28 protein-coding genes are annotated in these 24,132 nt (G+C 34.6%); 22 read left to right on the top strand and 6 right to left on the bottom strand.

Annotated elements, in window-relative coordinates:
* The 10 genes from leuC to AC4BB2_RS09335 all read left to right on the top strand — a co-directional run bounded on the left by leuC (nucleotide 1) and on the right by AC4BB2_RS09335 (nucleotide 8,525).
* Nucleotides 1-1,377 (top strand): 3-isopropylmalate dehydratase large subunit, encoded by a 1,377-nt coding sequence (gene leuC / locus AC4BB2_RS09380; RefSeq protein ID WP_490472674.1) that lies wholly within the window; start codon nucleotides 1-3, stop codon nucleotides 1,375-1,377.
* Nucleotides 1,377-1,964 carry a 3-isopropylmalate dehydratase small subunit gene (leuD, locus tag AC4BB2_RS09375; RefSeq protein ID WP_490472673.1) on the top strand — a complete coding sequence of 196 codons (588 nt, stop codon included), beginning with the start codon at nucleotides 1,377-1,379 and terminating at the stop codon, nucleotides 1,962-1,964. The genes leuC and leuD overlap by 1 nt, the downstream gene beginning before the upstream one ends.
* Nucleotides 1,965-2,216: 252 nt before the next feature.
* On the top strand, nucleotides 2,217-2,468 hold the full coding sequence (locus AC4BB2_RS09370) for a hypothetical protein (protein ID WP_490472672.1): 252 nt from the start codon (nucleotides 2,217-2,219) through the stop codon (nucleotides 2,466-2,468).
* A 10-nt stretch (nucleotides 2,469-2,478) separates the two neighbouring features.
* Nucleotides 2,479-2,838, top strand: a complete 360-nt coding sequence (locus AC4BB2_RS09365) for a hypothetical protein (RefSeq protein WP_490472671.1) — start codon at nucleotides 2,479-2,481, stop codon at nucleotides 2,836-2,838.
* On the top strand, nucleotides 2,829-4,445 hold the full coding sequence (locus tag AC4BB2_RS09360; RefSeq protein ID WP_490472670.1) for a T7SS effector LXG polymorphic toxin: 1,617 nt from the start codon (nucleotides 2,829-2,831) through the stop codon (nucleotides 4,443-4,445). The genes AC4BB2_RS09365 and AC4BB2_RS09360 overlap by 10 nt, the downstream gene beginning before the upstream one ends.
* Nucleotides 4,446-4,447: 2 nt before the next feature.
* Nucleotides 4,448-5,212, top strand: a complete 765-nt coding sequence (locus AC4BB2_RS09355; protein ID WP_490472669.1) for a hypothetical protein — start codon at nucleotides 4,448-4,450, stop codon at nucleotides 5,210-5,212.
* A gap of 459 nt (nucleotides 5,213-5,671) precedes the next feature.
* Nucleotides 5,672-6,046 carry a hypothetical protein gene (locus AC4BB2_RS09350; RefSeq protein ID WP_490472668.1) on the top strand — a complete coding sequence of 125 codons (375 nt, stop codon included), beginning with the start codon at nucleotides 5,672-5,674 and terminating at the stop codon, nucleotides 6,044-6,046.
* A gap of 92 nt (nucleotides 6,047-6,138) precedes the next feature.
* Nucleotides 6,139-6,498 (top strand): hypothetical protein, encoded by a 360-nt coding sequence (locus AC4BB2_RS09345; RefSeq protein WP_490472667.1) that lies wholly within the window; start codon nucleotides 6,139-6,141, stop codon nucleotides 6,496-6,498.
* Nucleotides 6,499-6,820: 322 nt separating this feature from the next.
* Nucleotides 6,821-7,291, top strand: coding sequence for a helix-turn-helix transcriptional regulator (locus AC4BB2_RS09340; RefSeq protein ID WP_490472666.1), 471 nt, complete (start codon nucleotides 6,821-6,823; stop codon nucleotides 7,289-7,291).
* The gene (locus AC4BB2_RS09335) at nucleotides 7,281-8,525 is read left to right on the top strand and encodes an MvaI/BcnI family restriction endonuclease (protein WP_490472665.1); all 1,245 of its coding nucleotides are present in this window, start codon (nucleotides 7,281-7,283) and stop codon (nucleotides 8,523-8,525) included. The genes AC4BB2_RS09340 and AC4BB2_RS09335 overlap by 11 nt, the downstream gene beginning before the upstream one ends.
* A gap of 79 nt (nucleotides 8,526-8,604) precedes the next feature.
* Here AC4BB2_RS09335 and AC4BB2_RS09330 read toward each other — a convergent pair whose 3' ends face one another.
* Both AC4BB2_RS09330 and AC4BB2_RS09325 read right to left on the bottom strand, forming a co-directional pair.
* Nucleotides 8,605-10,152, bottom strand: coding sequence for a DNA cytosine methyltransferase (locus AC4BB2_RS09330; RefSeq protein ID WP_490472664.1), 1,548 nt, complete (start codon nucleotides 10,150-10,152; stop codon nucleotides 8,605-8,607).
* A 261-nt stretch (nucleotides 10,153-10,413) separates the two neighbouring features.
* On the bottom strand, nucleotides 10,414-10,722 hold the full coding sequence (locus AC4BB2_RS09325) for a hypothetical protein (protein ID WP_490472663.1): 309 nt from the start codon (nucleotides 10,720-10,722) through the stop codon (nucleotides 10,414-10,416).
* A 1,250-nt stretch (nucleotides 10,723-11,972) separates the two neighbouring features.
* Here AC4BB2_RS09325 and AC4BB2_RS09320 point away from each other — a divergent pair.
* From AC4BB2_RS09320 to AC4BB2_RS09310, 3 genes are read left to right on the top strand one after another with little or no spacing between them, the layout of a single operon-like run.
* A complete protein-coding gene (locus AC4BB2_RS09320) occupies nucleotides 11,973-12,284 on the top strand; it encodes a TIGR04197 family type VII secretion effector (protein ID WP_490472662.1) in 312 nt (103 codons plus the stop codon).
* Nucleotides 12,281-12,652, top strand: a complete 372-nt coding sequence (locus tag AC4BB2_RS09315) for a DUF3958 family protein (protein WP_490472661.1) — start codon at nucleotides 12,281-12,283, stop codon at nucleotides 12,650-12,652. Before AC4BB2_RS09320 ends, AC4BB2_RS09315 begins: the two co-directional genes overlap by 4 nt.
* Complete coding sequence (locus tag AC4BB2_RS09310) at nucleotides 12,642-13,274, top strand: T7SS effector LXG polymorphic toxin (protein ID WP_490472660.1); 633 nt, start codon at nucleotides 12,642-12,644, stop codon at nucleotides 13,272-13,274. Before AC4BB2_RS09315 ends, AC4BB2_RS09310 begins: the two co-directional genes overlap by 11 nt.
* A gap of 26 nt (nucleotides 13,275-13,300) precedes the next feature.
* On the opposite strand, the gene AC4BB2_RS09305 is transcribed toward AC4BB2_RS09310, so the two are convergent.
* Genes AC4BB2_RS09305 through AC4BB2_RS09290 form a run of 4 tightly spaced genes read right to left on the bottom strand, consistent with a single transcriptional unit; the run spans nucleotide 13,301 to nucleotide 16,282 of the window.
* Nucleotides 13,301-13,945 (bottom strand): ECF transporter S component, encoded by a 645-nt coding sequence (locus AC4BB2_RS09305; protein WP_490472659.1) that lies wholly within the window; start codon nucleotides 13,943-13,945, stop codon nucleotides 13,301-13,303.
* 16 nt (nucleotides 13,946-13,961) lie between these two features.
* Nucleotides 13,962-14,504, bottom strand: a complete 543-nt coding sequence (gene coaC, locus AC4BB2_RS09300; RefSeq protein ID WP_490472658.1) for a phosphopantothenoylcysteine decarboxylase — start codon at nucleotides 14,502-14,504, stop codon at nucleotides 13,962-13,964.
* On the bottom strand, nucleotides 14,504-15,274 hold the full coding sequence (gene coaB, locus AC4BB2_RS09295; protein WP_490472657.1) for a phosphopantothenate--cysteine ligase: 771 nt from the start codon (nucleotides 15,272-15,274) through the stop codon (nucleotides 14,504-14,506). The genes coaC and coaB overlap by 1 nt, the downstream gene beginning before the upstream one ends.
* Nucleotides 15,275-15,289: 15 nt before the next feature.
* Complete coding sequence (locus AC4BB2_RS09290; protein WP_490472656.1) at nucleotides 15,290-16,282, bottom strand: oxidoreductase; 993 nt, start codon at nucleotides 16,280-16,282, stop codon at nucleotides 15,290-15,292.
* 252 nt (nucleotides 16,283-16,534) lie between these two features.
* Between AC4BB2_RS09290 and AC4BB2_RS09285 the strand changes: the two genes are divergently transcribed.
* The 9 genes from AC4BB2_RS09285 to AC4BB2_RS09245 all read left to right on the top strand — a co-directional run bounded on the left by AC4BB2_RS09285 (nucleotide 16,535) and on the right by AC4BB2_RS09245 (nucleotide 24,020).
* A complete protein-coding gene (locus tag AC4BB2_RS09285) occupies nucleotides 16,535-17,032 on the top strand; it encodes an FUSC family protein (protein ID WP_490472655.1) in 498 nt (165 codons plus the stop codon).
* A 203-nt stretch (nucleotides 17,033-17,235) separates the two neighbouring features.
* Nucleotides 17,236-17,778 (top strand): helix-turn-helix domain-containing protein, encoded by a 543-nt coding sequence (locus AC4BB2_RS09280; RefSeq protein ID WP_490472654.1) that lies wholly within the window; start codon nucleotides 17,236-17,238, stop codon nucleotides 17,776-17,778.
* A 58-nt stretch (nucleotides 17,779-17,836) separates the two neighbouring features.
* Nucleotides 17,837-18,922, top strand: coding sequence for an ABC transporter ATP-binding protein (locus tag AC4BB2_RS09275; RefSeq protein ID WP_490472653.1), 1,086 nt, complete (start codon nucleotides 17,837-17,839; stop codon nucleotides 18,920-18,922).
* Nucleotides 18,923-18,933: 11 nt separating this feature from the next.
* Nucleotides 18,934-19,743 (top strand): ABC transporter permease, encoded by an 810-nt coding sequence (locus AC4BB2_RS09270; RefSeq protein WP_490472652.1) that lies wholly within the window; start codon nucleotides 18,934-18,936, stop codon nucleotides 19,741-19,743.
* Nucleotides 19,740-20,576: an ABC transporter permease gene (locus AC4BB2_RS09265; protein ID WP_490472651.1), complete on the top strand. Its 837-nt coding sequence runs from the start codon at nucleotides 19,740-19,742 to the stop codon at nucleotides 20,574-20,576. The genes AC4BB2_RS09270 and AC4BB2_RS09265 overlap by 4 nt, the downstream gene beginning before the upstream one ends.
* The gene (locus AC4BB2_RS09260; RefSeq protein ID WP_490472650.1) at nucleotides 20,573-21,646 is read left to right on the top strand and encodes an ABC transporter substrate-binding protein; all 1,074 of its coding nucleotides are present in this window, start codon (nucleotides 20,573-20,575) and stop codon (nucleotides 21,644-21,646) included. The genes AC4BB2_RS09265 and AC4BB2_RS09260 overlap by 4 nt, the downstream gene beginning before the upstream one ends.
* A 372-nt stretch (nucleotides 21,647-22,018) precedes the next feature.
* A complete protein-coding gene (locus AC4BB2_RS09255; RefSeq protein WP_490472649.1) occupies nucleotides 22,019-22,732 on the top strand; it encodes a DUF5986 family protein in 714 nt (237 codons plus the stop codon).
* A 42-nt stretch (nucleotides 22,733-22,774) separates the two neighbouring features.
* Nucleotides 22,775-23,884 (top strand): helix-turn-helix domain-containing protein, encoded by a 1,110-nt coding sequence (locus tag AC4BB2_RS09250; protein WP_490472648.1) that lies wholly within the window; start codon nucleotides 22,775-22,777, stop codon nucleotides 23,882-23,884.
* 10 nt (nucleotides 23,885-23,894) lie between these two features.
* Nucleotides 23,895-24,020 (top strand): hypothetical protein, encoded by a 126-nt coding sequence (locus tag AC4BB2_RS09245; protein WP_490472647.1) that lies wholly within the window; start codon nucleotides 23,895-23,897, stop codon nucleotides 24,018-24,020.
* Nucleotides 24,021-24,132: the final 112 nt, after the last annotated feature.

Here is a 24,132-nt window from a genome sequence, read left to right as displayed (position 1 = left end):
ATGGGAAAAACACTATTTGATAAACTTTGGGAACAACATGTGGTATCAGGTGTTGCTGGAGAACCACAACTACTTTACGTCAATCTTCATCTAATCCATGAAGTCACATCTCCGCAAGCATTTGAAGGACTAAGAGAAGCTGGCAGAAAAGTTCGTCGACCAGACAGAACCTTCGGCACAATGGATCATAACGTACCAACAAAAGATATCTTTAATATCACTGACCTAGTAGCAAAAAAACAAATCGAAGCCTTGCAGAAAAACTGTGAAGAATTCGGTGTAACACTTTGTGATAACGGCAGTGACCGTCAAGGAATCGTTCATATGGTAGGACCTGAAACCGGATTGACTCAACCTGGTAAAATCATCGTTTGTGGAGATTCACATACCGCCACACATGGCGCATTTGGTGCATTGGCATTTGGAATCGGTACAAGCGAAGTGGAACACGTTTTTGCCACACAATGTATTTGGCAAAATAAACCTAAATCAATGGGAGTCAAAATCACTGGAAAACTAGCGAAAGGCGTTTACGCAAAAGATATTATTCTAGCGTTGATCGCAAAATATGGGGTTGATTTTGGTGTAGGACATGCAGTTGAATTTTATGGTGAAACAATCGAAAACTTAACGATGGAAGAACGGATGACCATTTGTAATATGGCTATTGAAGGCGGCGCAAAAATGGGGATGATGGCGCCAGATGAAAAAACCTTTGACTATGTGCGTGGTAGAGAATATGCTCCGAAAGACATGGAAGCGGCGATTGCTGATTGGAAAAAACTACCAAGTGATCCAGATGCTGTTTATGACACCAATCTAGAACTGAATGCAGAGGAACTAGTTCCCTTTGTGACATGGGGAACCAATCCAGAAATGGGAATTCCAATCACAGGAACGTTCCCAGAAATTACAGATATGAATGATGAACGTGCATATAATTATATGGATCTAAAACCGGGGCAACGCCCATCAGATATTGAAATCGGCTACGTTTTTATCGGCTCTTGTACCAACGGCAGATTGTCTGATTTGGAAGAAGCAGCCCGCATCGTTAAAGGAAAAAAAGTCAAAGAAGGAATCACTGCAATCGTAGTACCAGGTTCAAGACCTGTTCGTAAAGCAGCTGAAAAAATCGGTTTAGATAAAGTCTTCACTGAAGCAGGATTTGAATGGCGTGAGCCAGGATGCTCTATGTGTCTAGGTATGAACCCAGACCAAGTACCTGCAGGTGTACATTGTGCGTCAACCTCTAATCGAAACTTTGAAGGACGCCAAGGCAAAGGAGCAAGAACTCACCTTTGCAGCCCAGCAATGGCAGCAACCGCCGCAATCGTAGGAACATTTGTAGACATTAGAGAGGAGCTTGGTGCATAATGGAGGCATTTACAAAACATACTGGAACCACGGTTCCATTAATGAACGACAATATCGATACGGATCAAATTATTCCAAAATCATTTCTAAAACGAATCGAAAAAACCGGTTTTGGTGAATTTCTATTTGACGAATGGCGTTATTTACCAAATCGTACGCCAAACCCTGAGTTTACGTTGAATGAACCTAAATATAAAAATGCGACGATTTTGATTTCAGGGGATAACTTTGGTTCAGGATCATCGAGGGAACATGCGGCTTGGGCGTTAGATGATTATGGGTTTAGAGCGATTATTGCTGGTAGTTTTAGTGATATTTTTTATATGAATGCTACAAAAAATGGCTTACTGCCGATTGTCTTGAACCATGATGAGTTGGATGCATTGGCAGGACTTGGGGCAGATGAGACAATCACGATTGATTTGCCGAAGCAACAAGTTATTACGCCGAATGGGATATATTCTTTTGAAATTGACAGCACTTGGAAGCATAAGTTGGTAAATGGGTTGGATGATATTGCGATTAGTTTGACGCATGATGATGAGATTGCGGCTTATGAAGCGAAGATTCCAGCTTATTGGCAATAAGAAATAGTAAGAGCGCTACATCGATGAATGATTTCGATGTAGCTTTTTTCATTATATCGTTAGGGGCGTGAGATCAATGTTTTTACGCACTTCATGCAGTCGTAATTACCTCTCTAATCTCTTTTCTTAGAATATTTTGATTTCAAAAAACAAAGATTATTTATGTTTACCAGGGAATAAAAAAGAGTATCTTAGAATTTCAGTCTATGATAAAATTATACATGACTAAAAGTTAAGTATAGGAGTGTTACAATGGTAAATATAGCTTCAGATATTGGGGTTGCGACTGGGGCAGTTTCAAGTATAAATGCTGTACCTGTCAATAAAGGGACACAAGTTTCTTTAGGAAAAAGCAATGTCAGTAGTATGAAACAAGGTTCAGAAGTAAATAATCAGTTACTTTCAGATCTATCACAATTGATTGAATGCGTGAAGGAGCAAAGTCAAAAATTCCCTAAAATCGCTGAAATAATCGCTATAGAGGATAGCAAAATTAAATTCTAAGGAGAATGTTGTGGAGAATAAAAATGATCAAGAGCGAGTAAAATACAGCCGTTTGATTATAGAAAAAGAAAATATCAATGATGAATTGAAACAAGAACAACGAAAAATAGAAGACAGTTTACGAAACTTACAAGAAGATTTACAACGAGGCTATCATACCTTAGCAATGATAAACGAAGAAGAAGTACATAGTGAGAACCATGAAGGTATTCGTATGCAACGAAAAAATGAAGAACAAGAGCGATATTTTAGACGCCAATTACAAGAGGCAGAAGAAACGTTATCTGATCATTATGCAGAACAACGAAAAACACTCGATAAAGAAACTGAGGATCTTTATAAAAAAAGGGGGGCAATTCCTTGGGATTAATTTATTCAAGTTCCGATTCGTTGCAATTAATGTCTGCACTAAAGCAAAATCTACAAAGTGGAAAAGAAGCCTCTGAACAGTTAAAAGCAGGAAGTCAAAAAGTAATTTCTGCTGTAGATGGAAAAACACTTTCTGGTGCAGCTTACACAGCAGGAAAAGGCTTATTTAGTGATTTAATTTTACCAACTATTAGTAAAGTAACCTCTGCCATCGATACTATTGAAAGCGAATTGCAAACGTACGTATCAGCAGATCTTTTAGTTTCATCAGAAGGAACGCTAGATGAGGACAAATTAAACCAACAAATTGCAACTAAAAAAGCAATGAAAGCTTCTGTGGATGCTTCTGCAGCAATAGCAAGAGCATTATCTAGAAATAATCCAGTTGCTAAAGTCTTAGATGCGTTATTAAATGTTCAGTCAAGCTTGACTCGTATGTCGAATGATTTTGAAGAGGATATTCGAGAATTAGAAAAGAAGCTAGAGAAACTACAACAATTTTCTTCACAAACAAATGGACTTTTTAGCAATAGCTTGAATGATATGAAAATTGCTATGCAGGGTGTAACAGTATTGAATAATACGGTAGTCAATAGTGATGGGACCTATCAATTACCTAAAGGTGTTGATCTCAGTTGGTTTAATTCTTTAAAAAATTCTAATGATATAGATAAAATGGAAAAAACGGCTTTAGAAAAGGCAATGAAAGAAATCAATGATCTGTATTCTAAAAATCCAATGGCAGCAATTGAGAAAGTAAAGAATAATAAACGTCTATTTGAGTACCTTATTACATTCTTAGATTCGGAAAAATTACCTAAAGGTATACAAGATACTGTACTCGATATCTTCATAGCGCAAGAAAGTTGGAATAAGTTACCTAAAGATTTGGCAACAAAAATTTTAAATAATCCAAAATTTGGTCTATATTTGATTGATCAATCCATAGATGTACAAGCTAAAGTATATGGAGTGTTGATAAATTTGAGTGACAAGGGTTGGGAGGTATTAGCACCTATCGGTCACATGACCAATCTATTATCCAAATCGTCAGCGGGAGAAGCCCTTATCGCAGGAACAAAAATAGGATTCAATAAGTTTAAAAAGCTAGGAAAAGTAGCCGACTTTTTAAAGAAATACAAAGCAGTTGGAGAAGTTGTAGGGGTAGCAGGTGATGGCTTTAGTATAGGCAGCTTAGCATACAATGAATATATCAATCCTGATAGTCCAGCTTATGGAGATATTAGTAAAGCGTTGTATGGTGGTCAAAATAAATTTTTTGTATCAATTGGTCCTTTAGAAGGGGCACAATACGGATTCATTCCAGGAGCTATTGCTGGTACAATGAACACAGTTGTACAAGGAATAAAAATAAAAACTCCATTTAAACAATTTGGTGATGATGGAAAAATCGGATGGGATGGAATAGCAGGATTTGGAACAAAAGAAGATATTGATAGATGGATAGAAAAACAATATGAAATTTATGATAGAAGACATGAAAACTTGGAGAGTGGAGAAATTGGGGCAATTAAAGAAGATTGGTTTGGAAAACAAAAGGGCCGTGTTGATACAGGAGATTTTAATACAGGATTACCGAGGTGGTAAATATGCATAAAATAGCATTTGAAGAAGCAGAAAAAGACATATATTTAGATGACATAGAAACAGTTGTTTCTATGTCATCTAATAGTTCTTCGTACACCAATAAAATTATATTCTCTTCTCTTTTTTCAGCGCTGATAAGCCTCCCATCACTAAATTACTACTGGGGTATATCTATGGTTTCTTTAAGCATAATTGTTTTTCTTTTAATAAAATATCTTACTTTAGACAACTTTCAAAAAGTAGTTAACTACAATACTTATCTATACATGATATTACAAACGGGCATTATTTTTTTCCTTACGGTTTTTTTATATATAAAAAATGACTCGTATCATATGGTTCCAATAATATATATAATAATTAGCTACATGCTCTCTCTTTTTATTGTATATTTTAAAACATTGAGTCTATTAAGAGCCAAATATAACTTAGGAAATGATAAATGGAGCAAAAAAAGTGAGTTATTTGCAACAAAAACATCAAAACTCTTACAAATTTTTGTAATTCTGATAATTTTGGGGACAATAATTTACCGTATTAATAGATGGTGGTTATTAAATGTCGATATAACATTTGAGAGTGTAAGCATTACAGAATATATATTGTGGGGCGGAGGATTAATTTTTCTTCTAATAGGACTAACTCTTCTACCTACTTTATTGATAAAACCAGATAAAATAGTTAAATATAAGTTAGTTGAAAAGTATGCTGAGGAATTTAGAGAACGATATGACTATTCAAAAAAAGAGTGGTATGGAGATAATTAGCTTTTTCAGTTCGTATCACTAGATAGGTCAAAACGAGATTAATTAATAACAAACTCCCTACTTAATCAAAAACGAGAACCATCAAAACGAGAAAAATAGAAACCTTATTAAATAGTTGGGCTGTATTAGCACGTATAAGTCACGTGGCTAATATAGTATTCAAATCGACACCAGAATCAGCCCTTATCGCAGGAACAAAAATAGGATTCAATAAGTTGAACATGCTAGGAAAAGTAGCCGAATTTTAAAAAATATAGAGCAGTTGAAAAAGTTTTAGGAGATGACTTTAGTTTGGATAGTTTAGTCCGCAATGAATACAGCAATACTAAAAGCCCAGCTTATGGAAATGCCAGTAGAGCTTTGTATGGTGTGAAAATAATTTTTTTCATCAATTAGTCCTTACAGTCAGATTTAATACAGGATTACCTGAGTGGTAAAATAAATTAAGTAGGCGGATTTATGAAGAAAATAGAGGACTATGTTAACAACATCAGTTTTGAAGAAGCGTACGTTAAAATAGGTCGAAACAAAATTGACTATTTAATTAAAGGCAATTCTGATGCAAAATTTCCAATTAGATTAAAAAAGATAGGCTTTTTAGCCATAAGTTTATTTATGCCTATTATGATGATAATGTCTTATACAAGTGCTAAAGATAACATAGTAATAACTTTATTCTCTAGAACTATAGCAGTAACAACAGCCATAAGCTTTATTTTAATAGCACTATTTTCATATTTTAAAAGTAGACACTATCTTAAAAACTATGGTTACAAAGAGTTTATATATTCTAGTTTGAAAATTTTATTTTATCTTATATTTGTGGTTCCATAGGAACTGTAGATTCTAATTATATTATTAATTTGGTTACTATAATTATCTATGTGCCTACTTGTCTATATCTATATTACGCAGTGGAAAAGAATATGTTAATAGAATATATTAATGTAACGTTTGAAAAAGAGTATAAAACCAATAAGAATCTTTCTCTCTTGATAAAAATGGCTGGAATAATAATGATTTTAGGAATAGTAATTGTTCAGTTATATAGAATAAATAAAAGTTGGATAAATAAAGACAGTATAAATGACTCAATAAATGGTTTAGGTATAAGTATGACGTTAATCGTAATTGCAGGGGCATTTTTTATGATAATTATTTCTTTGATACCTACTTATATCAGCTTCAAAGCTGATTTAAGAATTCAAAATAAACTAGTAACGAAATATTCAGAAGAATTTAGAGAAATATATGGGTATTATAAAGAAGAATGGTACGGAGAATAATAATTAAGATAACCTCTGTTAGGCTTGGAAGTGGCACTGGTGGCCGTATCTTAAAAATAAGAGTTCTGAGGAAAAAAACTATTGTAGTTTTTATTGTAAATGTGCTTGTTTATATTTATCTTTTTCCACATGGAATAAGTAAAAAGCTGTTAAGAAAAAAGATTTTCTTAACAGCTTTTTTGTTTTGGAATTTCAAAAGATATTATATATCTATGAAAAATAATGTTTAAAACCATTTAAATGTAAAGGTAAATGAATTATAACGTGGCTTTTAAAGGTATATTAAAAACAAAGACAGTTCAAATTTTTAGGAGGTATAAAAATGAAAGCTGTATTTAGTGAAAACATAGGAAAAATTATGTATCAAAAAGGTATGACACAAGAGGATTTAGCTAAGCAATCAGGGCTAACAAGGCAAACTGTAAATAAGGTATTAGGTCTTAATAGGAAAGCTAATGAAGATATGTCATTAGAAACAGCAATAAGTATTTCTAGAGCATTAGATTATAACTTTCCTGACTTATTTAGTCGGAATTTTGATGCTAGCAAAGTTAGTTTTTTCAAAGAAGATAACTACCTAATTATTTTTACTGGAAATGTTAAAAGAATAATCAAAGGAAAAAAACAAAAGTCACTATCGACTAGCCCAGGGATACAAGAATCCACAATTAGTGATCTTTTTACTGGAAATGTCTCTAATCCCAAAATATCTTCCTTAGTTTCCATAGCAAATAGCATTGAAAAAGATTTGAGTATTCTATTTACAAGAGGAGGACATGAAGATGATATTTGAACCTTACATTGATGAAATGGAAGTTATAAATACTATACATAAGTATAACCAAACTGAGTATATTTTGATTCGATTAACAGCTACTATGATCGAAAAAAATAATATCGATGCAAATGCACTTTTTAGAGATTTACTTCGTAATAAAGGACTTGTAAAATATGAAGTTCTTTTGAATGGTGGGAAAAATGGAGTTAAGAAAAATGCGGAATTTTTATTGAATGATACACAAATTAGTGTAAAAATGAATTTCTACCGTACTATGACTCGTGGTGATCGTAGATTTTCTATATATGGTCTTAGTGCACTTCTTAAAGAGGGCAAAGTTAACATTGGTGATCTATTATACATTTCATTTTCCAATCTAATTGAAAATGATTTAATTATTATTAATCTTACAAATAATACTCCAACTGAAGTAGAGTTACAGAAAATGTTTGGTATAGATGAAATTGCTGACTCTGCAAGCAGGTTAATTCCGCAAGTGAAATCTATAGCAAAATTAGGATATCATAGAAATTCAAAAGGAGTAGGAAAGTTATCTCCAAAAGATTCAGGAGATACACTTGAATATCTTTTAGGAATAAAAACTAATAATAATCCTGAAGCAGATTTTGAAGGGAAAATCGAAATAAAAACTAAGCTAGCGAAAACTTTAGATACATTATTTACTTTACGACCTAGATTTGATGGGACAAAAATAGAAAAGTATGAAACTAAAGATAGAAATCGAGTATCAGCTTTTGCAAGATATTATGGCTATGATTCCGATAAACATGAGGGCTATAAAAGCTTGTATATCACTATTGGCTCAAAGGAAGCTCCACAAAACGCTAGAAACTTTTATTTAGAAGTTAATGAGGAAGACCGACGAGTTGAAATATGGGGGCAAGATCCAATAACAAAAAAAAGAGAGGTCACAGCTTATTGGTTTTTCTCTGATCTACAAGAAGAATTATATATAAAACACCCGGCTACATTATGGGTCAAAGCTGAGAAACGAGTTATTGGAGATATTGTTGAATTTTGTTACACTGAAGCAGAACTATCAAGATCTCCACAATTTTCAACTTTTATTTCATTAATTAAGTCAGGTGGCATTACTTATGATTGGAGAGGATATATTTCTCCAGAAGGAGCTTATAAAGGTAAAAATCATGGAAATGCTTGGCGAATACGCAGTAAATATCGTCAGTACTTATTTGGCAATATTGAGGTAATTGAACTATTAAAATAATAAAAAATTAGTTTTTATATCGAAGCCTAAAATTAAAAGCAACTAAAGTTCAAAATTATATTGAACTTTAATTGCTTTTTTAATTATTATTAAGTGAGTCCATGATAGAATTAGCGATTGCATTCGCCATAAGAGGAGGTACTGCATTTCCAACTTGGGTATACTGAGGAACCTCTTTTTTTCTTTTATCTCCTCCAGTGGTTCTTTTTCCTAAAAATTCAAAACTATCATCAAAAGACTGAAGTCTAGCCATTTCTCTAACTGTCAAAATTCTATTTTCAAAAGGATGAATAAAATCATCTGGTAAAGTAACCATTGTAGGAGCTTGACCAAGAGAATCAAGACGTTTCCTACTATTTTTTTTTGTAAACAGAGCTTCTAAAATGTCATCAGTCAATCCAGAGCCACTTATGCATGCTTTAGAAAGCTGGCTTGAGCTAATTTTACGATTTAACCTACTATGACACATATTAAGAAATTTTTGTGTAGTTTCTTCACTAGAATTTATACGATTTTTTAGTTTGGAAAAGTATATGTGGTATATTTCTTCTTTTGGTTTAGCCATAAATAAAATACTTAGTACTTTATTAGTATCACCCAGCCATCTTTCTTTTTTTGAGTTTTCAAGTGAAATTTCAAGTTCCTGTATAATATCTTCAATTATTAATATGTTGGATGACTTATTAACATTAAAAAGAGTCTCAAAAAAAAGTTCTGGATATCTGTTTTGTAAATCTAATCCTGTTTGCTTTAATCTTTCACTAGCCATTCGGGTTGATTCTCCTTGATTGTATATAGAGAATCGCTGAATTACACTTTTCGTGTGTGTTGACATTTCTTGATTGTTTACTTTAGTTGCTGAAATATAATTACCAATGGTGTTTGGCGTTCTACCAGATTTAGATTGTTTTGCATACTCAGATCTATAGTTGTTCATGATTCCAGATAAAGCTTCTTTCACAGTTACTTTTTGGTTAATTTTTGTCGGATATTCAGGCTCATTCATGCCATCTCGCCAAGCTATGAATACGGCTCTTTTTCGATTTTGAGGAACCCCATAATCCGAAGCATTTAGAAGTTTAGGCTTTAACATATTATATCCTAAACCTTTTAGTTCAGTTTCTAAAATGTCTTTAGCTAATCTTTGCCCTTCATAAATTTTGTTTTTTGATAAAACACTCGGAAAGTCTAACATTTGCATATCCATAAAACCTTCGACATTTTCCATAACAACATATTTTGGATAAACATCGTGAATAATTCTTAAGTACTCGTGAAATAACATGTTTCTAGGGTCACTAGAATCTCTTTTACCAGCTCTACTAAAACCTTGACATGGCGGACCTCCAAACGTAACATCAATATCACCACGTTTAAAATTCATATCTTTATATTTTTTCAGTTTGTTTATTTTTTTAAATATATTGTCACCAGTTAATTCTCTTATATCGGCTAACTCAAAATGAGTATTTTCACCTTCAATAAGACCAAGTTGTTGGTGTCGATTTTTATATGTTGTCATGACTTCAGAACTTTTATCGCTAGAAAAAACAATATCGAAGCCGGCCTGAATGATTCCTTCACTAAAACCGCCAGCACCACAAAACAGATCTATAACGTACGGCATAATATCTCTCCTTATCATTTAAGTATTATAACTTATAATTATTAAAAAAGTAACTAGGTAGTTGTGGGATGAAACATACGTTCTGATTATACCTTTTTTTGTGCACAATTCAATAAGTTTATAGTAATTTTTTTACGTATTTTTCTTATGTACGGTAAATGAGATAAAAGCAGTTCCATTAGAAACTTACGATTTCATAAAACAAAAATAACTTTTTCAGAGGATGGATCATTTCCCATCCTCTTTTAAAACATACGCAATCTATTCCAAATCCATTTTCTTAACCTCAAACCCAGTCTCAACCTTCTCAGCCCTAACCATCTCCAATACCAATTCATCCCCAACCTCAATCAACCGATTATAATCCTCATAAAACGCATGAAACATCTGCCCCCGCGCATAATACTCCTTAACAATCCGCTTCTTATTAATCGGCCCAGTCCGAAACTGAAAAAAATGATCCAAAATAGCCAACGGTTCCTGCCAAGAAGCCATCTTCTCCATAAAATCCCTCAACTCAATAATATCCTGATAAGTAACTGCCTTTAAATTATGTCCTTTTTTATCCATTCTCCTGATCTCCTTTAAATGAGGCTGAGAGAAGTTGATAAACAACTTCTCCCGCCATTTTTTCCGCTGAATTTCTGGCTTCAACAGATCTTTTTCTATATGCGCATTAACGAGGCAAACCTATAATCCAGCGCTACAAACGACTTTCAAAGCCTTGCGGTATTCATAACGCCTTCTCCCAGAGTAAAACAAAAAACGATACTAAAGTAATCAGTGAGAAAAAGTTGCTTTGAATCACAAAGAACGAAGTAATTTGATGATGAAAAGGACAAGAACTGTAAAACAGTTGTTGCTACCTTTGTATCTAATCAAATGTTCAATGTGTCTTATAACTTTCTATCATCCTAAACCCAATACCGTCATCAATCAGCCAAACCAAACCCACAATTCCCTCTAAACAACCATCAATTCTAAGAAATTCCCAAAACAAACTAGAATTTCAAAAGAAAATTAGGTACAATAAAGAAGCTAGTGCTTCGGTGCTAGCAAATTGGCAACTTGTGTAGACATGCTTTGGGTGTCTATTCAAGGCTTCACCATTCGGTTGCCGCCAAATGGTGAAGTGCCTTTTTTGTTTTATCCAGTTTTTCATCAACTCTTAAAACCTTACCTCCCTTCAAAAATAGTCATAGGACAGAAAAAAACGGCATTGAGCAGATGCCCAATACCGTCGACAATAGTCTAACCCCAGATACACAACAACCAATCACACCCAGAAAAAGCAAAGATTCTCTAGAAATCTCAACTTATTTTAGGTACAATAAAGAAGCTAGTACAAGTTGCTAGCGCTATTGGCAACTTGTTTGGACAGCTTTGGGCGTCTTAACAAGGCTTCGATCGTAAGGTTGCCGCCGAACGATTGAAGTGCCAATTTTTATTTATATGTCTTGAATCGTTCAACGATTCGAATTTCTATCCTACACAATTTATTATACAGAAAGACACCACCCACCGCAACGAAATTCGGCATTTCCACCCATTAAATAACATCAAAATCCGCTCCCTTATATATAAAGAAAAATAACAAAATTTTTTTCAACTACAACCGAAAATTTAGGTTTAAATAAGCCAGTCAGATAGACAAGAGACAATAATGAGCAATAGTTTTTCCTAGCCAAAATCTGTACTACATTTTTCAAATTTCCAAATTCTTAGCCTCTTAGAGAAAAAGATGATAACTATAAGACAGAAAAATATGTCAAAATAGAAGGTAAGGGAAACGAGAACAACAAGGTGAAGGAGTTTGTACTATGACTGGAATCAAAAGTAGTCTAACTGTAGCAGGAGACGTTTCGGCACAATTTCGTCAAGTTGCAAGTGGATTTTCCGCCGTTAATCAAGCTGCAAGCAAAGCTGAAGGAACGACCGTTAGTGGGAATAATCATGCAAAAAATAGTTTAACGAGTATTCATAACAGAGGATTACGTGTGGCAAATGCGATTGCCCGTGATGGCAATAATATTCATTCAGTAGCGAAAGAATTCAGCAAAATCGATCAAAAAATCAAAAAAAACGTTGAGTTACCACTATTTTCTCCAACTCTTGGAGGGATTGGTCGATGAATGTAGAAGAAAAAGAATTAAAAATCAATCAACAACTTCAACAAATAAACTTTGATCAAGACGACAATCGTCGTGAGATTCTTGCATTAGAAGAGTTGGAAGCGGATTATTTTTCGATCCATCAACAAGAACAACGCTATTATCAAGAATTGATTGGGAATAATCAAGGGTCACAGTATGTAGGACATTTTATGGAATTAGATGAAGAGGCTATTCGACTACACCAGTATGAGCGCCAACGGTTAGAAGACATAGCAGAACGTTTAGTCAATGAAGAAGTACAATTACAAAATAAAGAAAAAGAACTAGCTATTGTACGAAGAAAATTATTTATAGAAGATGCGGAGGCAACGTGCTATGTCTCTTGATTTTTACATAGGCGAAGTGAAATCCCAAAGCGCCGCTGCCAAACAAATGGCAAATGAGTACATCCAGTTTTGCGGAATGTTGAAAGCTAGTGTGAACAGTTTTATGGATGCACCGCTCTCTAGTAAAACGTACGATTCAGCGAAAATTTATTTCTCAGCGGTTTATCCATCTTTGGCAAGTGGATTTATACTAGCATGTGAGGCCTTAATTGAAGCGCATAGTAAATTTCCGGAAGAGTTTCAGTCATCGGTTGATACGTGTGATGTGATTGAAGAACGATTAAAAGCAGAGATTGCACAAGGACAAGCCTTATTGCAGAATATGGCACGCACGATGGCGAAAGAAAAAGAACCCAATCCACGAATAGAACAACGGTATATGGGCGTAAAGAGTTCGATTCAAAAGAATGAGGAAAAATTACAGAAGTTGTATGAGTTTAATGCGAGTTCACCCAATTTATTTTCAGAATTTGAAGCACAATTGGCTAATTTAGATGTAGGATTGGCGGAAGTAGAAAAAGGTGCGGCGTGGAATCAAGTTTCAGGAACGTTTGATTTATCACGGATGAATTTATCTTGGAGGAAGCCGATTGAAAAGGCTTGGGATAAACTATCCATCTAGTTTATCTCAAGCCATGACCCTATTGCTTATAATTTCTGTGTCGCATTATTCTTCACTAAACGCAACAACACCGAAGTCACTGCAACTGTAGCAATTGCCGCAACAATCGCTTCAACAATTCCACTGGTAAAAATGACTGTCAGAATCCCTGTATAAATCGCTGTTCCACTTGCTCCAATACTTTGTGCATAAGCATCTTTAAATAAAAAATAAATCAAGTTCATGACAAGAATCGTATTTGTTGCTGAACCTAGAAAACCTGCAAGAAACAAGCTAAAAGTTTGCGAGGTTGGTTTATTTTTTGTGATCTTTTTCAATCCCATAAAGACAAAGTAAGGAACCACACCAATCAGAATACGTGGAACCATGGCAATGATGATCGCTTTCCAACTCCCTTGATCTGTTCCAATTACAGGGATAAATGGAGAGAATAAAAAGGATAGCGGCGTTAAGACAACTGTGCTGCGGATCATACTAATGATACCAAAGACGCCACCTAAGAAGGCACCAATTCTTGGTCCTAAAACGATAGAAGCAATGATGACAGGAATATGCATTGTCGTGGCATTGATAGGGCCAATTGGAATAAAGCCTAAGAATGGAACAGATGCTAGTAAAATCAAAATCGCTAAAAACATAGCAGTTAATGTAAATGTTTTTGTATTTTTCATAAATGACTCCTCAAAATTATTTCGCTAATACTTCATTGATTTTTTGAACAATTTCTTCAACTGTTGCCAAGGCGCCTCGACCAAAATCACCACAAGCCAATAGTGCTTCTCGAGGATCGATTTCTTGGTACCCAACTTCTTTTAGGGTTGTTAAATTTCGTTGAGTGATAGGATTTTGATACATATAAGTGTTCATGGCAGGAGCAATAAATTTCGGAACGTCTTCTTTTAAAGCTAAAGCCACGGTCGACAACATATCATCCGCAATCCCATTAGCTAGTTTCGCTAAGATATTCGCTGAGGCTGGCGCAACTAAAAAGAGATCGGCTTTTTTCGCCAGTTCAATATGGTTGATCTTATCTGGTGCGATTTCCTCCATCACATCTGTATGGACAGGATTTTTTGATAAAGATTGTAGTGTTAAAGGCGTGATAAAATTTGTGCTGTTGGTGGTCATAATGACATCAACATTATAGCCTAACTTAGTGAACTGACTAGTTATATCGGCGGCTTTATAAGCGGATATACTGCCGGAAATCCCTAATAATATATTTTTCATCATCGGTTCCTCCATTTTTCTTCAACGCTGTTTACGATTAACTGAGCGATCTCAGCTTTCGTTTCAGCTGTTTGAGTGCGTCCGTCTGTATCGATTAAAATGCCTTTGTGTTGTTCGCCGTAAATATCTTCAAGGTCATTGGCTAACACGAAATCACAGTTATTTTTAGCAAGAATACTTTCACCGACACGAATCAATTCCTCTGTAGAAACGCCAACCAATAATTTAAATCCCACAAGAACTGCCTGAGGTTGTTTTTCTCGAAGCATTGCAATTATTTTAGGGTTTTTCTTTAAAAAAAGCAAGAGACGATCGGTTCCAGAGGGGATTTTTTTTTCATTCTGAATCGTTTCACCAATTTCATCTAAGCTGTTGGAAAGTGCTTCTTTTAAGGTGGTTAAATCAGATAGATCCTGATCTTTTACTAGCTTTGCAGCAAGTTTTTCGATAAAAGTCTCTTCTGATAGCGTGGTTTCAGTTGTAAAATCGCTGACGGCCATGCTGTGGATGATACTGTCAAATGTTTGTTGCTGAAATTGGTCAAGCAGTGCGGATTCTAACTCTTTTGTTGTTTCGATTTCAATAAAGGTTAAATTCGTTTCATTAGTTGGACGGACTGCTTGAGGCGTTGTCACGTAAGTCACGTGATGTCCGTGAGATAAAAATGTCTCGCCGATTACTTTACCTAAACGACCGGTAGAATGATTAGTAATGGAACGAACGTTATCGATCTTTTCAGAGGTTCCCCCCGCTGTGATTAAAATATTCATATATAACTGGCTCCTTTAATTCATTTTAACGATGGTACGACCCATGTGCGTGCCTGCTTGCAGTTGCTCCAAAGTTTTTGGAAGTTCTGATAAGGTTATTTGATTTGTTAGCTCATGACGGCTGACATTTAAATCAGTACCTAATCGTTTCCAAATAGCTAAACGTGGTTCCATTGGGACATTGACTGAATCGATGCCTAACAAATTTACGCTTCTCAAGATGAAAGGTAAAACAGTTGTATTCAGCTTGATTCCTGCCGCATTTCCGCATATAGCAACGCTACCTCCGTAATGAAGTTGAGGCAATAGCGCAGCGGTTATGTCACCGCCAACTGTGTCGATAGCAAAATCAATTGTTTGTTTAGCTAAAGGTTTGATTTTTTCCGGCATAAAGTCATCTAATAAAAGAACGTCAGTCGCTCCGATTTTTTTCAAAGCATCGACGGCTGTTTTTTTCCGGCTTAAGGCTAAAATATTTTTATAGCCTAGTTGTTTTAGCATGGCAATCGCTAAACTACCTACACCACCAGAGGCACCAGTGATTAAAATAGTTGCTTCTTTATTTTCCGCTAAGCCATGATTTTCAAGTGCTTGGACAGATAAAGCCGCAGTAAAGCCGGCTGTACCAAAGACCATCGCATCTTTTAAGCTTAATTCATCTGGCAAGGGAACCACCCAATCTCCAGGAACACGAGCGATTTCCGCAAAGCCTCCTGTATGAGTTACCCCTAGTCCATAACCTGTCACTAAAACCTGTTGTCCTTCTTTAAAACGAGCATCTTTTGAAGTCAAAATAGTCCCGCTTAAATCAATTCCCGGAATCATGGGATAATTGCGAATGACACCACCATTTTGTATTGCTGCTAAAGAGTCTTTATAGTTTACTGAAGAGTATGCAATTTTAATAAGTACATCCCCGTCAGATAATTCGTTCAGTTCCATTTTTTCTATACTTGTAGTTACTATTTCATCTGTTTTTTTCACAGTAAATCCAGAAAATTTTTCCATAAGATCCTCCTTTATTATCTTTCATGGTAGATTTAAACGTGGCATTTATCTTTCTTAGAAAAGTTAGACAAACAAAATTTAGTATTATTGTTACTATCATAACATATTCTCTTTTTATCTTTAGCAAATTCTTCTTGAAGTCCCCTTCTTAATAGGAGAAAAATGAGTTAGAATAGGGAAGATGTGTTTAAGTATATTAAGCCGAAAATAAGAAGTAAGATAGTTTTTATCGTTTGAAAGGAATTTGTTTTGTTGAAATTTAAAATTGGTATGCGAACATTTAAAACAGCGTTAAGTGTCTTTTTTTGTATTTTAATCAGTATTTTATTGAAAAGAGAGACCTATGTGGTGGCTGCAATTACAACGATTTTTACTTTAAGAGAAGATATGGAAAATACGTTGAAATACGGGAAACATCGAATCATCGGGAATGTACTTGGGGCGGTGATGTCGGTTGCGGTGATTGCTGTTTTCAATTTGTTAGGTAAAACAGAACTTGTACAGCTGATCTTTATTCCATTGATTATCATGGTGATGATTGCTTTATTAGCTAGTTTTGGCTATCAGGAAGGAACGGTTGGAGCTTGTGCAACGTTATTGACGATTGTTTTCATGATCCCAGCTGATCGCTCTTATGACTATGCATTTGATCGAGTAGTGGATAGCTTTATCGGTATGGGGATAGCCCTGTTAGTGAACTATTTTATTCCGCTGAAAATAGGTAGGAAAAGTGAGAAAGTGTCTGAATAGCAGACGCTTTTTTATTTTGTCAAAATCCGTCGATCAGTGCTAGTATAAAAGTATGAGATGAAACTAAAAAAATGACGATTTATTGCTAAAATTTATTGCTATTTTTTGAAAAATTCGTATACTAGAGAAGGTAAAATTAAACTTGTAGTTTAGTATTAGAAAACTTTTATAGATATTTTGATAAATTGAAACGAGGTGGTTAGGTGGAGATTGGCGAGAAGCTGCGCAATTTGCGCATACAAAAAAATTTGACTCAAGAAGAGCTAGGTGAGCGTACTGACTTGACGAAAGGCTATATTTCTCAGTTGGAACGTGATTTAAGTTCGCCTTCGATGGAGACCTTTTTTACTATTTTGGAAGTGTTAGGAATCACACCAGAAGAATTTTTCAGTGAAGGAAGCGTAGAACAAAAAATCGTGTATAAAGATGAAGACAGTACGATTTATTATGATGAAGAAAACGGCTATGAATTAAAATGGCTGATTCCAGAATCAAATGAAAAAGAGATGGAACCAGTTGTGTTGACCTTTGATAAAAATGGTGAGTATAAAACCTTTGAACCCTCTTTATCAGAAACCTTTATTTATGTGATTGACGGTTCCGTGTCATTATTATTAGGTGAAGCAACCTATTCTGCCAAAAAAGGGGAGGCAATGTATTATCAAGCGGCCGAACCTCATCAGCTAATCAATCATTCAAAAGGCAAAAGCCGAGTATTGATTGTAGCAACCAAATCTTATTTATAATAGCTAGTTTTATGGGCTAAGAGAGCCCGTTATACTTTTATCTGGGAGGCATTAATGCGTGAAGAAAAATATTATTTCGTTTGAAAATGTCGTCAAACAATATGACGATGAGAAAGTCTTGAAAAAAGTGAGTTTTGACATTCAACAGGGAAAATTTTATACGCTATTAGGCCCGTCTGGTTGTGGGAAAACAACGATTTTACGGATTTTAGCAGGATTTGTAGATGCTACTGAAGGTGATATTTATTTTGATGGTCAACGAATCAATGATATCCCAGCGAATAAACGTCAAGTGAATACCGTTTTTCAAGATTATGCATTGTTTCCTCATATGAATGTTTTTGATAATGTCGCTTTTGGTTTGAAAATCAAAAAAACACCAAAAACAGAAATCGAAAAGAAAGTTAAAGACGCCTTACGAATGGTGCAATTACCAGGGTATGAAACACGAGAAATCAGTGAAATGTCTGGTGGTCAGCGTCAGCGTGTGGCAATTGCTCGAGCGATCGTTAATGAACCAAAAGTTCTTTTGTTAGATGAACCGTTATCGGCTTTGGATTTGAAGCTTAGGACAGATATGCAATATGAATTACGTGAATTGCAGCAGCGTTTAGGAATCACATTTATTTTTGTGACTCACGACCAAGAAGAAGCGCTGGCAATGAGTGATGAAATTTTTGTGATGAACAAAGGGCACATCGTTCAAAGTGGGACGCCAGTTGATATTTATGATGAACCGATCAATCATTTTGTAGCTGACTTTGTAGGGGAAAGTAATATCGTCAATGGAACGATGATCGAAGATAATTTAGTTGAGTTTGTTGGGAAACGTTTTGAATGTGTGGATGGCGGTATGCGTAAAAATGAGCCTGTTGAAATTGTTTTACGACCAGAAGATTTGACGATTACAACACCAGATAAAGGAAAACTTGTGGTAACAGTTGATACACAATTATTCCGTGGCGTTCATTATGAAATTATTTGTCACGATGAAGACAATAATGAATGGATGGTTCACTCAACAAGAAAAGCGACAGAAGGCGGGAAAGTGGGTCTTTTCTTTGAACCAGAAGATATTCATGTTATGCGTTTCAATGAGTCAGAAGAAGATTTCGATGCTCGTTTAGAAAGCTACGAAGAATAGGAGGAAGAAGAATGAAAACAATGCGTCGAATTTATTCGATTCCTTACATGATGTGGCTGTTATTGTTTGTCATTGCGCCGGTTTTAATGATTATTTATCAGTCATTCTTTGATATGAATGGGTACTTTACTTTAGCTAACTATCAAACCTATTTTACTTCTGGCACTTATTTAAGTATGACGCTGAATTCTGTCTGGTACGCTTTTTTGATTACCTTATTTACTTTATTAATCAGTTATCCTACTGCTTACTTTTTAACGAAATTAAAGCACAAGCAGTTGTGGCTGATGTTGGTGATTTTGCCGACGTGGGTAAATCTTTTGCTTAAAGCTTATGCTTTTATTGGGATTTTTAGTATTCATGGGAATGTTAATCAGTTTTTAAGTTTTATTGGAATTGGTTCTCAGCAGATTTTGTTTACCGATTTTAGTTTTTTATTTGTGGCAACATATATTGAAATTCCGTTTATGATCTTGCCGATTTTTAATGCACTAGAAGAAATGAATCCTTCATTAATCAGTGCCAGTCGTGATTTAGGTGCAAATAGTGTTCAAACCTTTCAGCGCGTGATTTTCCCTTTGTCCTTAAATGGTGTGAAAAGTGGCGTACAAGCCGTTTTTATTCCTTCTCTTTCGTTATTCATGTTAACTCGTTTGATTGGCGGAAACCGAGTGATTACATTGGGAACAGCGATTGAAGAGCATTTTTTAGTCACACAAAACTGGGGCATGGGCTCGACAATTGGTGTGATTTTAATTGTTGCGATGTTTGTCGTGATGCTGTTGACAGGTGAGAAGAAGAAAAAGGGGCGTGTGAAATGACAAAGAAAAAATTTAAATGGTCTTATATATACTTGATCATCGTTTTTGCTTTATTGTATGCGCCGATTTTTTATCTTATTTTTTACTCCTTTAACGATACAGATACGATGAATAAATTCACTGGATTTACGCTTGCCAATTATTCGGCTGTGTTTGCGGATACTCGATTGTTGATTATTGTGCTGAATACTTTTTTGTTGGCCTTTTTATCTGCATTATTAGCAACGATTATTGGAACGTTTGGTGCTATGGGGATCTATTATACTCGCCGGAGAAAAACGAGAACAACATTGATGGGTTTTAATAATATTTTACTAGTTTCACCAGATGTAATTATTGGGGCTAGTTTCTTGATATTTTTCACGGCTGTTGGGTTTATCAGTTTAGGTTTTACTAGTGTTTTACTTTCCCATATTGCCTTTAGTATCCCCATCGTTGTGTTAATGGTTTTACCGAAATTACAAGAAATGAATGACTCAATGGTGGATGCTGCTCGTGATCTTGGGGCAAATAACATTCAAGTAATCAAAAACATCATCTTACCGTTTTTAGCACCTGGAATTATTGCTGGTTACTTTATGGCATTTACGTATTCATTGGATGATTTTGCAGTGACCTTTTTCGTTACAGGAAATGGTTTCTCCACGCTTTCAGTTGAAATCTACTCTCGTGCGCGACAAGGAATTAGTTTAGAAATCAATGCTTTAAGTGCGTTAGTGTTCATTTTCTCTATGATTTTAGTGATTGGCTATTATTTTATCAGCCAAGACAATACACCTAAGAGACTGAAAAAAATGCGTCAGGAACAAAGCGAGGTGGCTAAACTCAAATGAAAAAACTACAATCTTTGCTTATTGGGATTTTAGCGATTATCTTCATTTTATTTTTAGGGGTTCATCAGTTAGAAAAAGCCAGTGGAATGGCTGGTGCAGATACATTGACGATTTACAATTGGGGAGATTATATTGATCCTGACTTGCTGCGTAAATTTGAAAAAGAATCAGGCTATAAAGTGAATTATGAAACCTTTGATTCAAATGAAGCGATGTTTACTAAGATCCAACAAGGAGGAACAGCTTATGATATTACGATTCCTTCTGAATATATGATTCAAAAAATGATGAAAGAAAAAATGCTTTTACCTATCGATCATTCAAAATTAAAAGGCTTAACAAACATTGATGAGCGTTTTTTAAATCTTGATTTTGATCCGAAGAATAACTACTCGATCCCATATTTTTGGGGAACGCTCGGAATCATCTATAACGATAAATTTGTCGGGAAAGATCAAATCAAACATTGGGATGATTTGTGGAAGCCGGAGCTGAAAGACAACTTAATGCTGATCGACGGAGCTCGCGAAGTTCTTGGCTTGTCTCTCAATAGTTTAGGTTATTCACTAAATAGTAAAAACAATCAAGAGCTACGCAAAGCAACCGATAAGCTAAACAGACTAACAACAAATGTCAAAGCAATCGTAGCAGACGAAATCAAAATGTATATGATTAACGAAGAAAGCGCCGTTGCAGTGACTTTTTCAGGAGAAGCCGCTGAAATGTTGGATGGCAATGAGCATTTGCATTATGTTATTCCATCTGAAGGATCGAATCTTTGGTTTGATAATATCGTTATTCCTAAAACCGCTAAAAATATTAAAGGTTCGTATGAGTTTATCAACTTCATGCTAAGACCAGAAAATGCAGCCCAAAATGCAGAGTATATTGGTTATTCTACACCAAACAAAGTAGCCAAAAAGTTACTGCCTAAGGAAATTTCTAGCGATGAACAATTTTATCCAAAGGATGAAGTTATTAAACATTTAGAAGTGTATGAAGATTTAGGCTCAAAATATTTAGGTATTTACAATGATTTATTTCTTGAATTTAAGATGTACCGCCGATGATTGGAAAACTCAGTAAAAACGTGTTAAATCAACAAAAATTCAGGAGAATAAGCCACCGTTTTTACTGCCAGTTTTCCAAAATTCTACCAAAAGCGACGAAATTGTCGCTTTTTTGGTGTTTTCTACCAGAGATTTTTAGCTAGAAAGCTTGATGTGTATGGATTAATTTTCTATTTAAATGTCAGTCCTTAAGAATGGTAACTCAATGAGAATGAAACTCTATTAAAAAATTTTTCATTTAGTAAGTAGTTTCAGTAGACAAAATTATAAAAAATCCGTTTTTTGTCATATATTATAGGAAAAACACTTGAAAAAGTCAACTTATAGATGTATAATGCATATATACTAAAAATGTTAGGAGTGTTTTTTTCGATGGATATCGCTACCTCTAAGGAACAGATAATTACTGATGGCATTCTCCATGCAATGTCAATTACTGAAAAAGATGTTATCGACGATTTTAAAGGTTCTATTTCAAAAACTAACAAAAATGGTTTATCGTTTAATGTATGGGCTAGGCGTAGCGATGACCTGGAAAATCAATTTGCTAAATATGATGATATTGAAGTTTTTCACATTGAAAGAACTAAATTATGGCAAATAGATCCTGTTTTTGATAAGAAAACTGGAAATATTTATCTTTTATTTTCAGATACTACTTTATCGCAAATTAGAAATAAATACGTGAAAAAAGGTAAAAGTACTCATTATTCAGTTAGTTTCTTACTAAAAAACGTGGGGCTATTACCAATAGACGGTGAGAAAGTAGAGTTGATTCCTTTTACGGATGAAGAAATTGAAAGATTGAATTTAAAGAGACAAAAAGATATAGAAAAAATGCTTGGCAAAAATGCTGAAAATGTAAAAAAGGTTATTATGGTAAGTGTTTCTTACCATGAAGGAGAGGCAATTGCCGCATTACTTCAAGAATATACATCTAATTTTGAACTGTCATTTGAGAAAGATGTCTCATTCATGCTAAATACTGCGTATTCAGGTGACATCGTAATGGACGATGATGGCACTCAACCAATGGAATCTGAACGACCTTTAGTAACTTTAAAAAGCATCAAAAAAACAGAATAGAAAGAGTGATATACGATGTCTATGCTTTTCAACGGAGAAAGATTGAAAGAAGCACGTCGTTTTAGACAACTGTCTATACCGCAACTTGCTGAGAAAGTAGATATTTCAAAGCAAATGATTTCAAAATATGAGCATAATGATGCTCAACCAAGTCCAAAAACATATCAAAAATTGGTGTTGGCGCTTGGGTTTCCTTTAAGCTTTTTCCAGCAAGGCGATGAATTTTCGTATGATGATTTAGGAACGTTTTATAGAAGTAGATTATCATCTACTCAATCGGAAAAAAAACCTAGTGAGCTATTAAAAAAATATTTAGCAGTGTTGGCTAATTTTTTTGAAAGTTATGTGGATTTTCCAGTATTAAAAGAACTTAGTCACATTGAAGATCCTATTGTTTCTGCTCAATTTTTAAGGAAGGAATGGGGATTAGGTAGTTCTCCAATTCCTAATATACTTCAGTTATTAGAAATTCATGGGTTTCAAATAGCAGCTATTAACTCTAGTTCGGAAAAAGTAGATGCTTTTGGTAGTCAAACTAAAGTTAATGGAAAAGATTATTATTGTATTCTAATTGATCAGGATAATAACTCTTTTTATCGTCAACAATTTAGTTTAGCTCATGAATTAGGACACTGGATGCTGCATTCAAAATCTATTAATCCTCAAGAACTAGAACCGCAGGAATACCGAGAGATGGAAAAACAAGCAAATATTTTCGCTTCCAATTTTTTGTTACCTGAGGAAGCTTTTTCTAAGGATATTCGAGGATATGAAGATGATTTAGATATGTATCTAAAATTAAAATCAAAATGGGAAGTATCAGCAGCTAGTATGGTTTATCGATCTAAGAGTTTGGGTTTGATTTCTTCTGAACAATATCTTAGGTTGCAAAAAAGAATGAGCTCAAGAGGATGGAGAAGAAGTGAACCATTTGATTCAGTTCATCCAGTCCCTAAGCCTATAATTATGAAGCAAGCATATGAACTATTAGTGCAAGCAAATATAATTGGAAATGATACATTAGCCGAACTTTTAAATAGGCAGTACGGAATTAGTTTGCCTAACGATATTCTTGCTGAATTACTTGGAATATCATTAGATGTACTAAGTGATAGTAATAAAGGAAAAATTGTTCAAATGAAAAAAAATTAGGAGGTGTGAAATGGCTAAGCATAGTGGTGGAAAAGTAGGGAAAGCGGGTAAGACTTTGTCATCTAAAAGCAGTAGTAAGTCTGCAAAATCCAATGCAGGAAAAACTTTAAAAAGTCATCAAGATAAGAAACATTAATTGTAAGTAGTGCTAAAAACCTTGTAAAAACAAGGTTTTTTATTTTGAAGGAAATTGCTATAGTTAAAACAAGAATTTCAACTTCAATCTAAATCAAGTGAACTTTTAAGTA

The sequence above is a fragment of the Enterococcus sp. AAFC-DPL-5146 genome, from assembly GCF_058216635.1.
Note: the sequence above shows the minus strand (reverse complement) of the source record. Positions and strands in the feature narration are given on the sequence as shown.

Coding starts and splice junctions, on each gene's coding strand:
- coaC (WP_490472658.1), bottom strand. CDS start 14,504: ATGAAAAATATATTATTAGGGATTTCCGGCAGTATATCCGCTTATAAA.
- AC4BB2_RS09320 (WP_490472662.1), top strand. CDS start 11,973: ATGACTGGAATCAAAAGTAGTCTAACTGTAGCAGGAGACGTTTCGGCA.
- AC4BB2_RS09255 (WP_490472649.1), top strand. CDS start 22,019: ATGGATATCGCTACCTCTAAGGAACAGATAATTACTGATGGCATTCTC.
- coaB (WP_490472657.1), bottom strand. CDS start 15,274: ATGAATATTTTAATCACAGCGGGGGGAACCTCTGAAAAGATCGATAAC.
- AC4BB2_RS09310 (WP_490472660.1), top strand. CDS start 12,642: ATGTCTCTTGATTTTTACATAGGCGAAGTGAAATCCCAAAGCGCCGCT.
- AC4BB2_RS09260 (WP_490472650.1), top strand. CDS start 20,573: ATGAAAAAACTACAATCTTTGCTTATTGGGATTTTAGCGATTATCTTC.
- leuC (WP_490472674.1), top strand. CDS start 1: ATGGGAAAAACACTATTTGATAAACTTTGGGAACAACATGTGGTATCA.
- AC4BB2_RS09370 (WP_490472672.1), top strand. CDS start 2,217: ATGGTAAATATAGCTTCAGATATTGGGGTTGCGACTGGGGCAGTTTCA.
- AC4BB2_RS09340 (WP_490472666.1), top strand. CDS start 6,821: ATGAAAGCTGTATTTAGTGAAAACATAGGAAAAATTATGTATCAAAAA.
- AC4BB2_RS09345 (WP_490472667.1), top strand. CDS start 6,139: ATGTTAATAGAATATATTAATGTAACGTTTGAAAAAGAGTATAAAACC.
- leuD (WP_490472673.1), top strand. CDS start 1,377: ATGGAGGCATTTACAAAACATACTGGAACCACGGTTCCATTAATGAAC.
- AC4BB2_RS09325 (WP_490472663.1), bottom strand. CDS start 10,722: ATGGATAAAAAAGGACATAATTTAAAGGCAGTTACTTATCAGGATATT.
- AC4BB2_RS09330 (WP_490472664.1), bottom strand. CDS start 10,152: ATGCCGTACGTTATAGATCTGTTTTGTGGTGCTGGCGGTTTTAGTGAA.
- AC4BB2_RS09315 (WP_490472661.1), top strand. CDS start 12,281: ATGAATGTAGAAGAAAAAGAATTAAAAATCAATCAACAACTTCAACAA.
- AC4BB2_RS09245 (WP_490472647.1), top strand. CDS start 23,895: ATGGCTAAGCATAGTGGTGGAAAAGTAGGGAAAGCGGGTAAGACTTTG.
- AC4BB2_RS09355 (WP_490472669.1), top strand. CDS start 4,448: ATGCATAAAATAGCATTTGAAGAAGCAGAAAAAGACATATATTTAGAT.
- AC4BB2_RS09335 (WP_490472665.1), top strand. CDS start 7,281: ATGATATTTGAACCTTACATTGATGAAATGGAAGTTATAAATACTATA.
- AC4BB2_RS09350 (WP_490472668.1), top strand. CDS start 5,672: ATGAAGAAAATAGAGGACTATGTTAACAACATCAGTTTTGAAGAAGCG.
- AC4BB2_RS09270 (WP_490472652.1), top strand. CDS start 18,934: ATGAAAACAATGCGTCGAATTTATTCGATTCCTTACATGATGTGGCTG.
- AC4BB2_RS09265 (WP_490472651.1), top strand. CDS start 19,740: ATGACAAAGAAAAAATTTAAATGGTCTTATATATACTTGATCATCGTT.
- AC4BB2_RS09305 (WP_490472659.1), bottom strand. CDS start 13,945: ATGAAAAATACAAAAACATTTACATTAACTGCTATGTTTTTAGCGATT.
- AC4BB2_RS09290 (WP_490472656.1), bottom strand. CDS start 16,282: ATGGAAAAATTTTCTGGATTTACTGTGAAAAAAACAGATGAAATAGTA.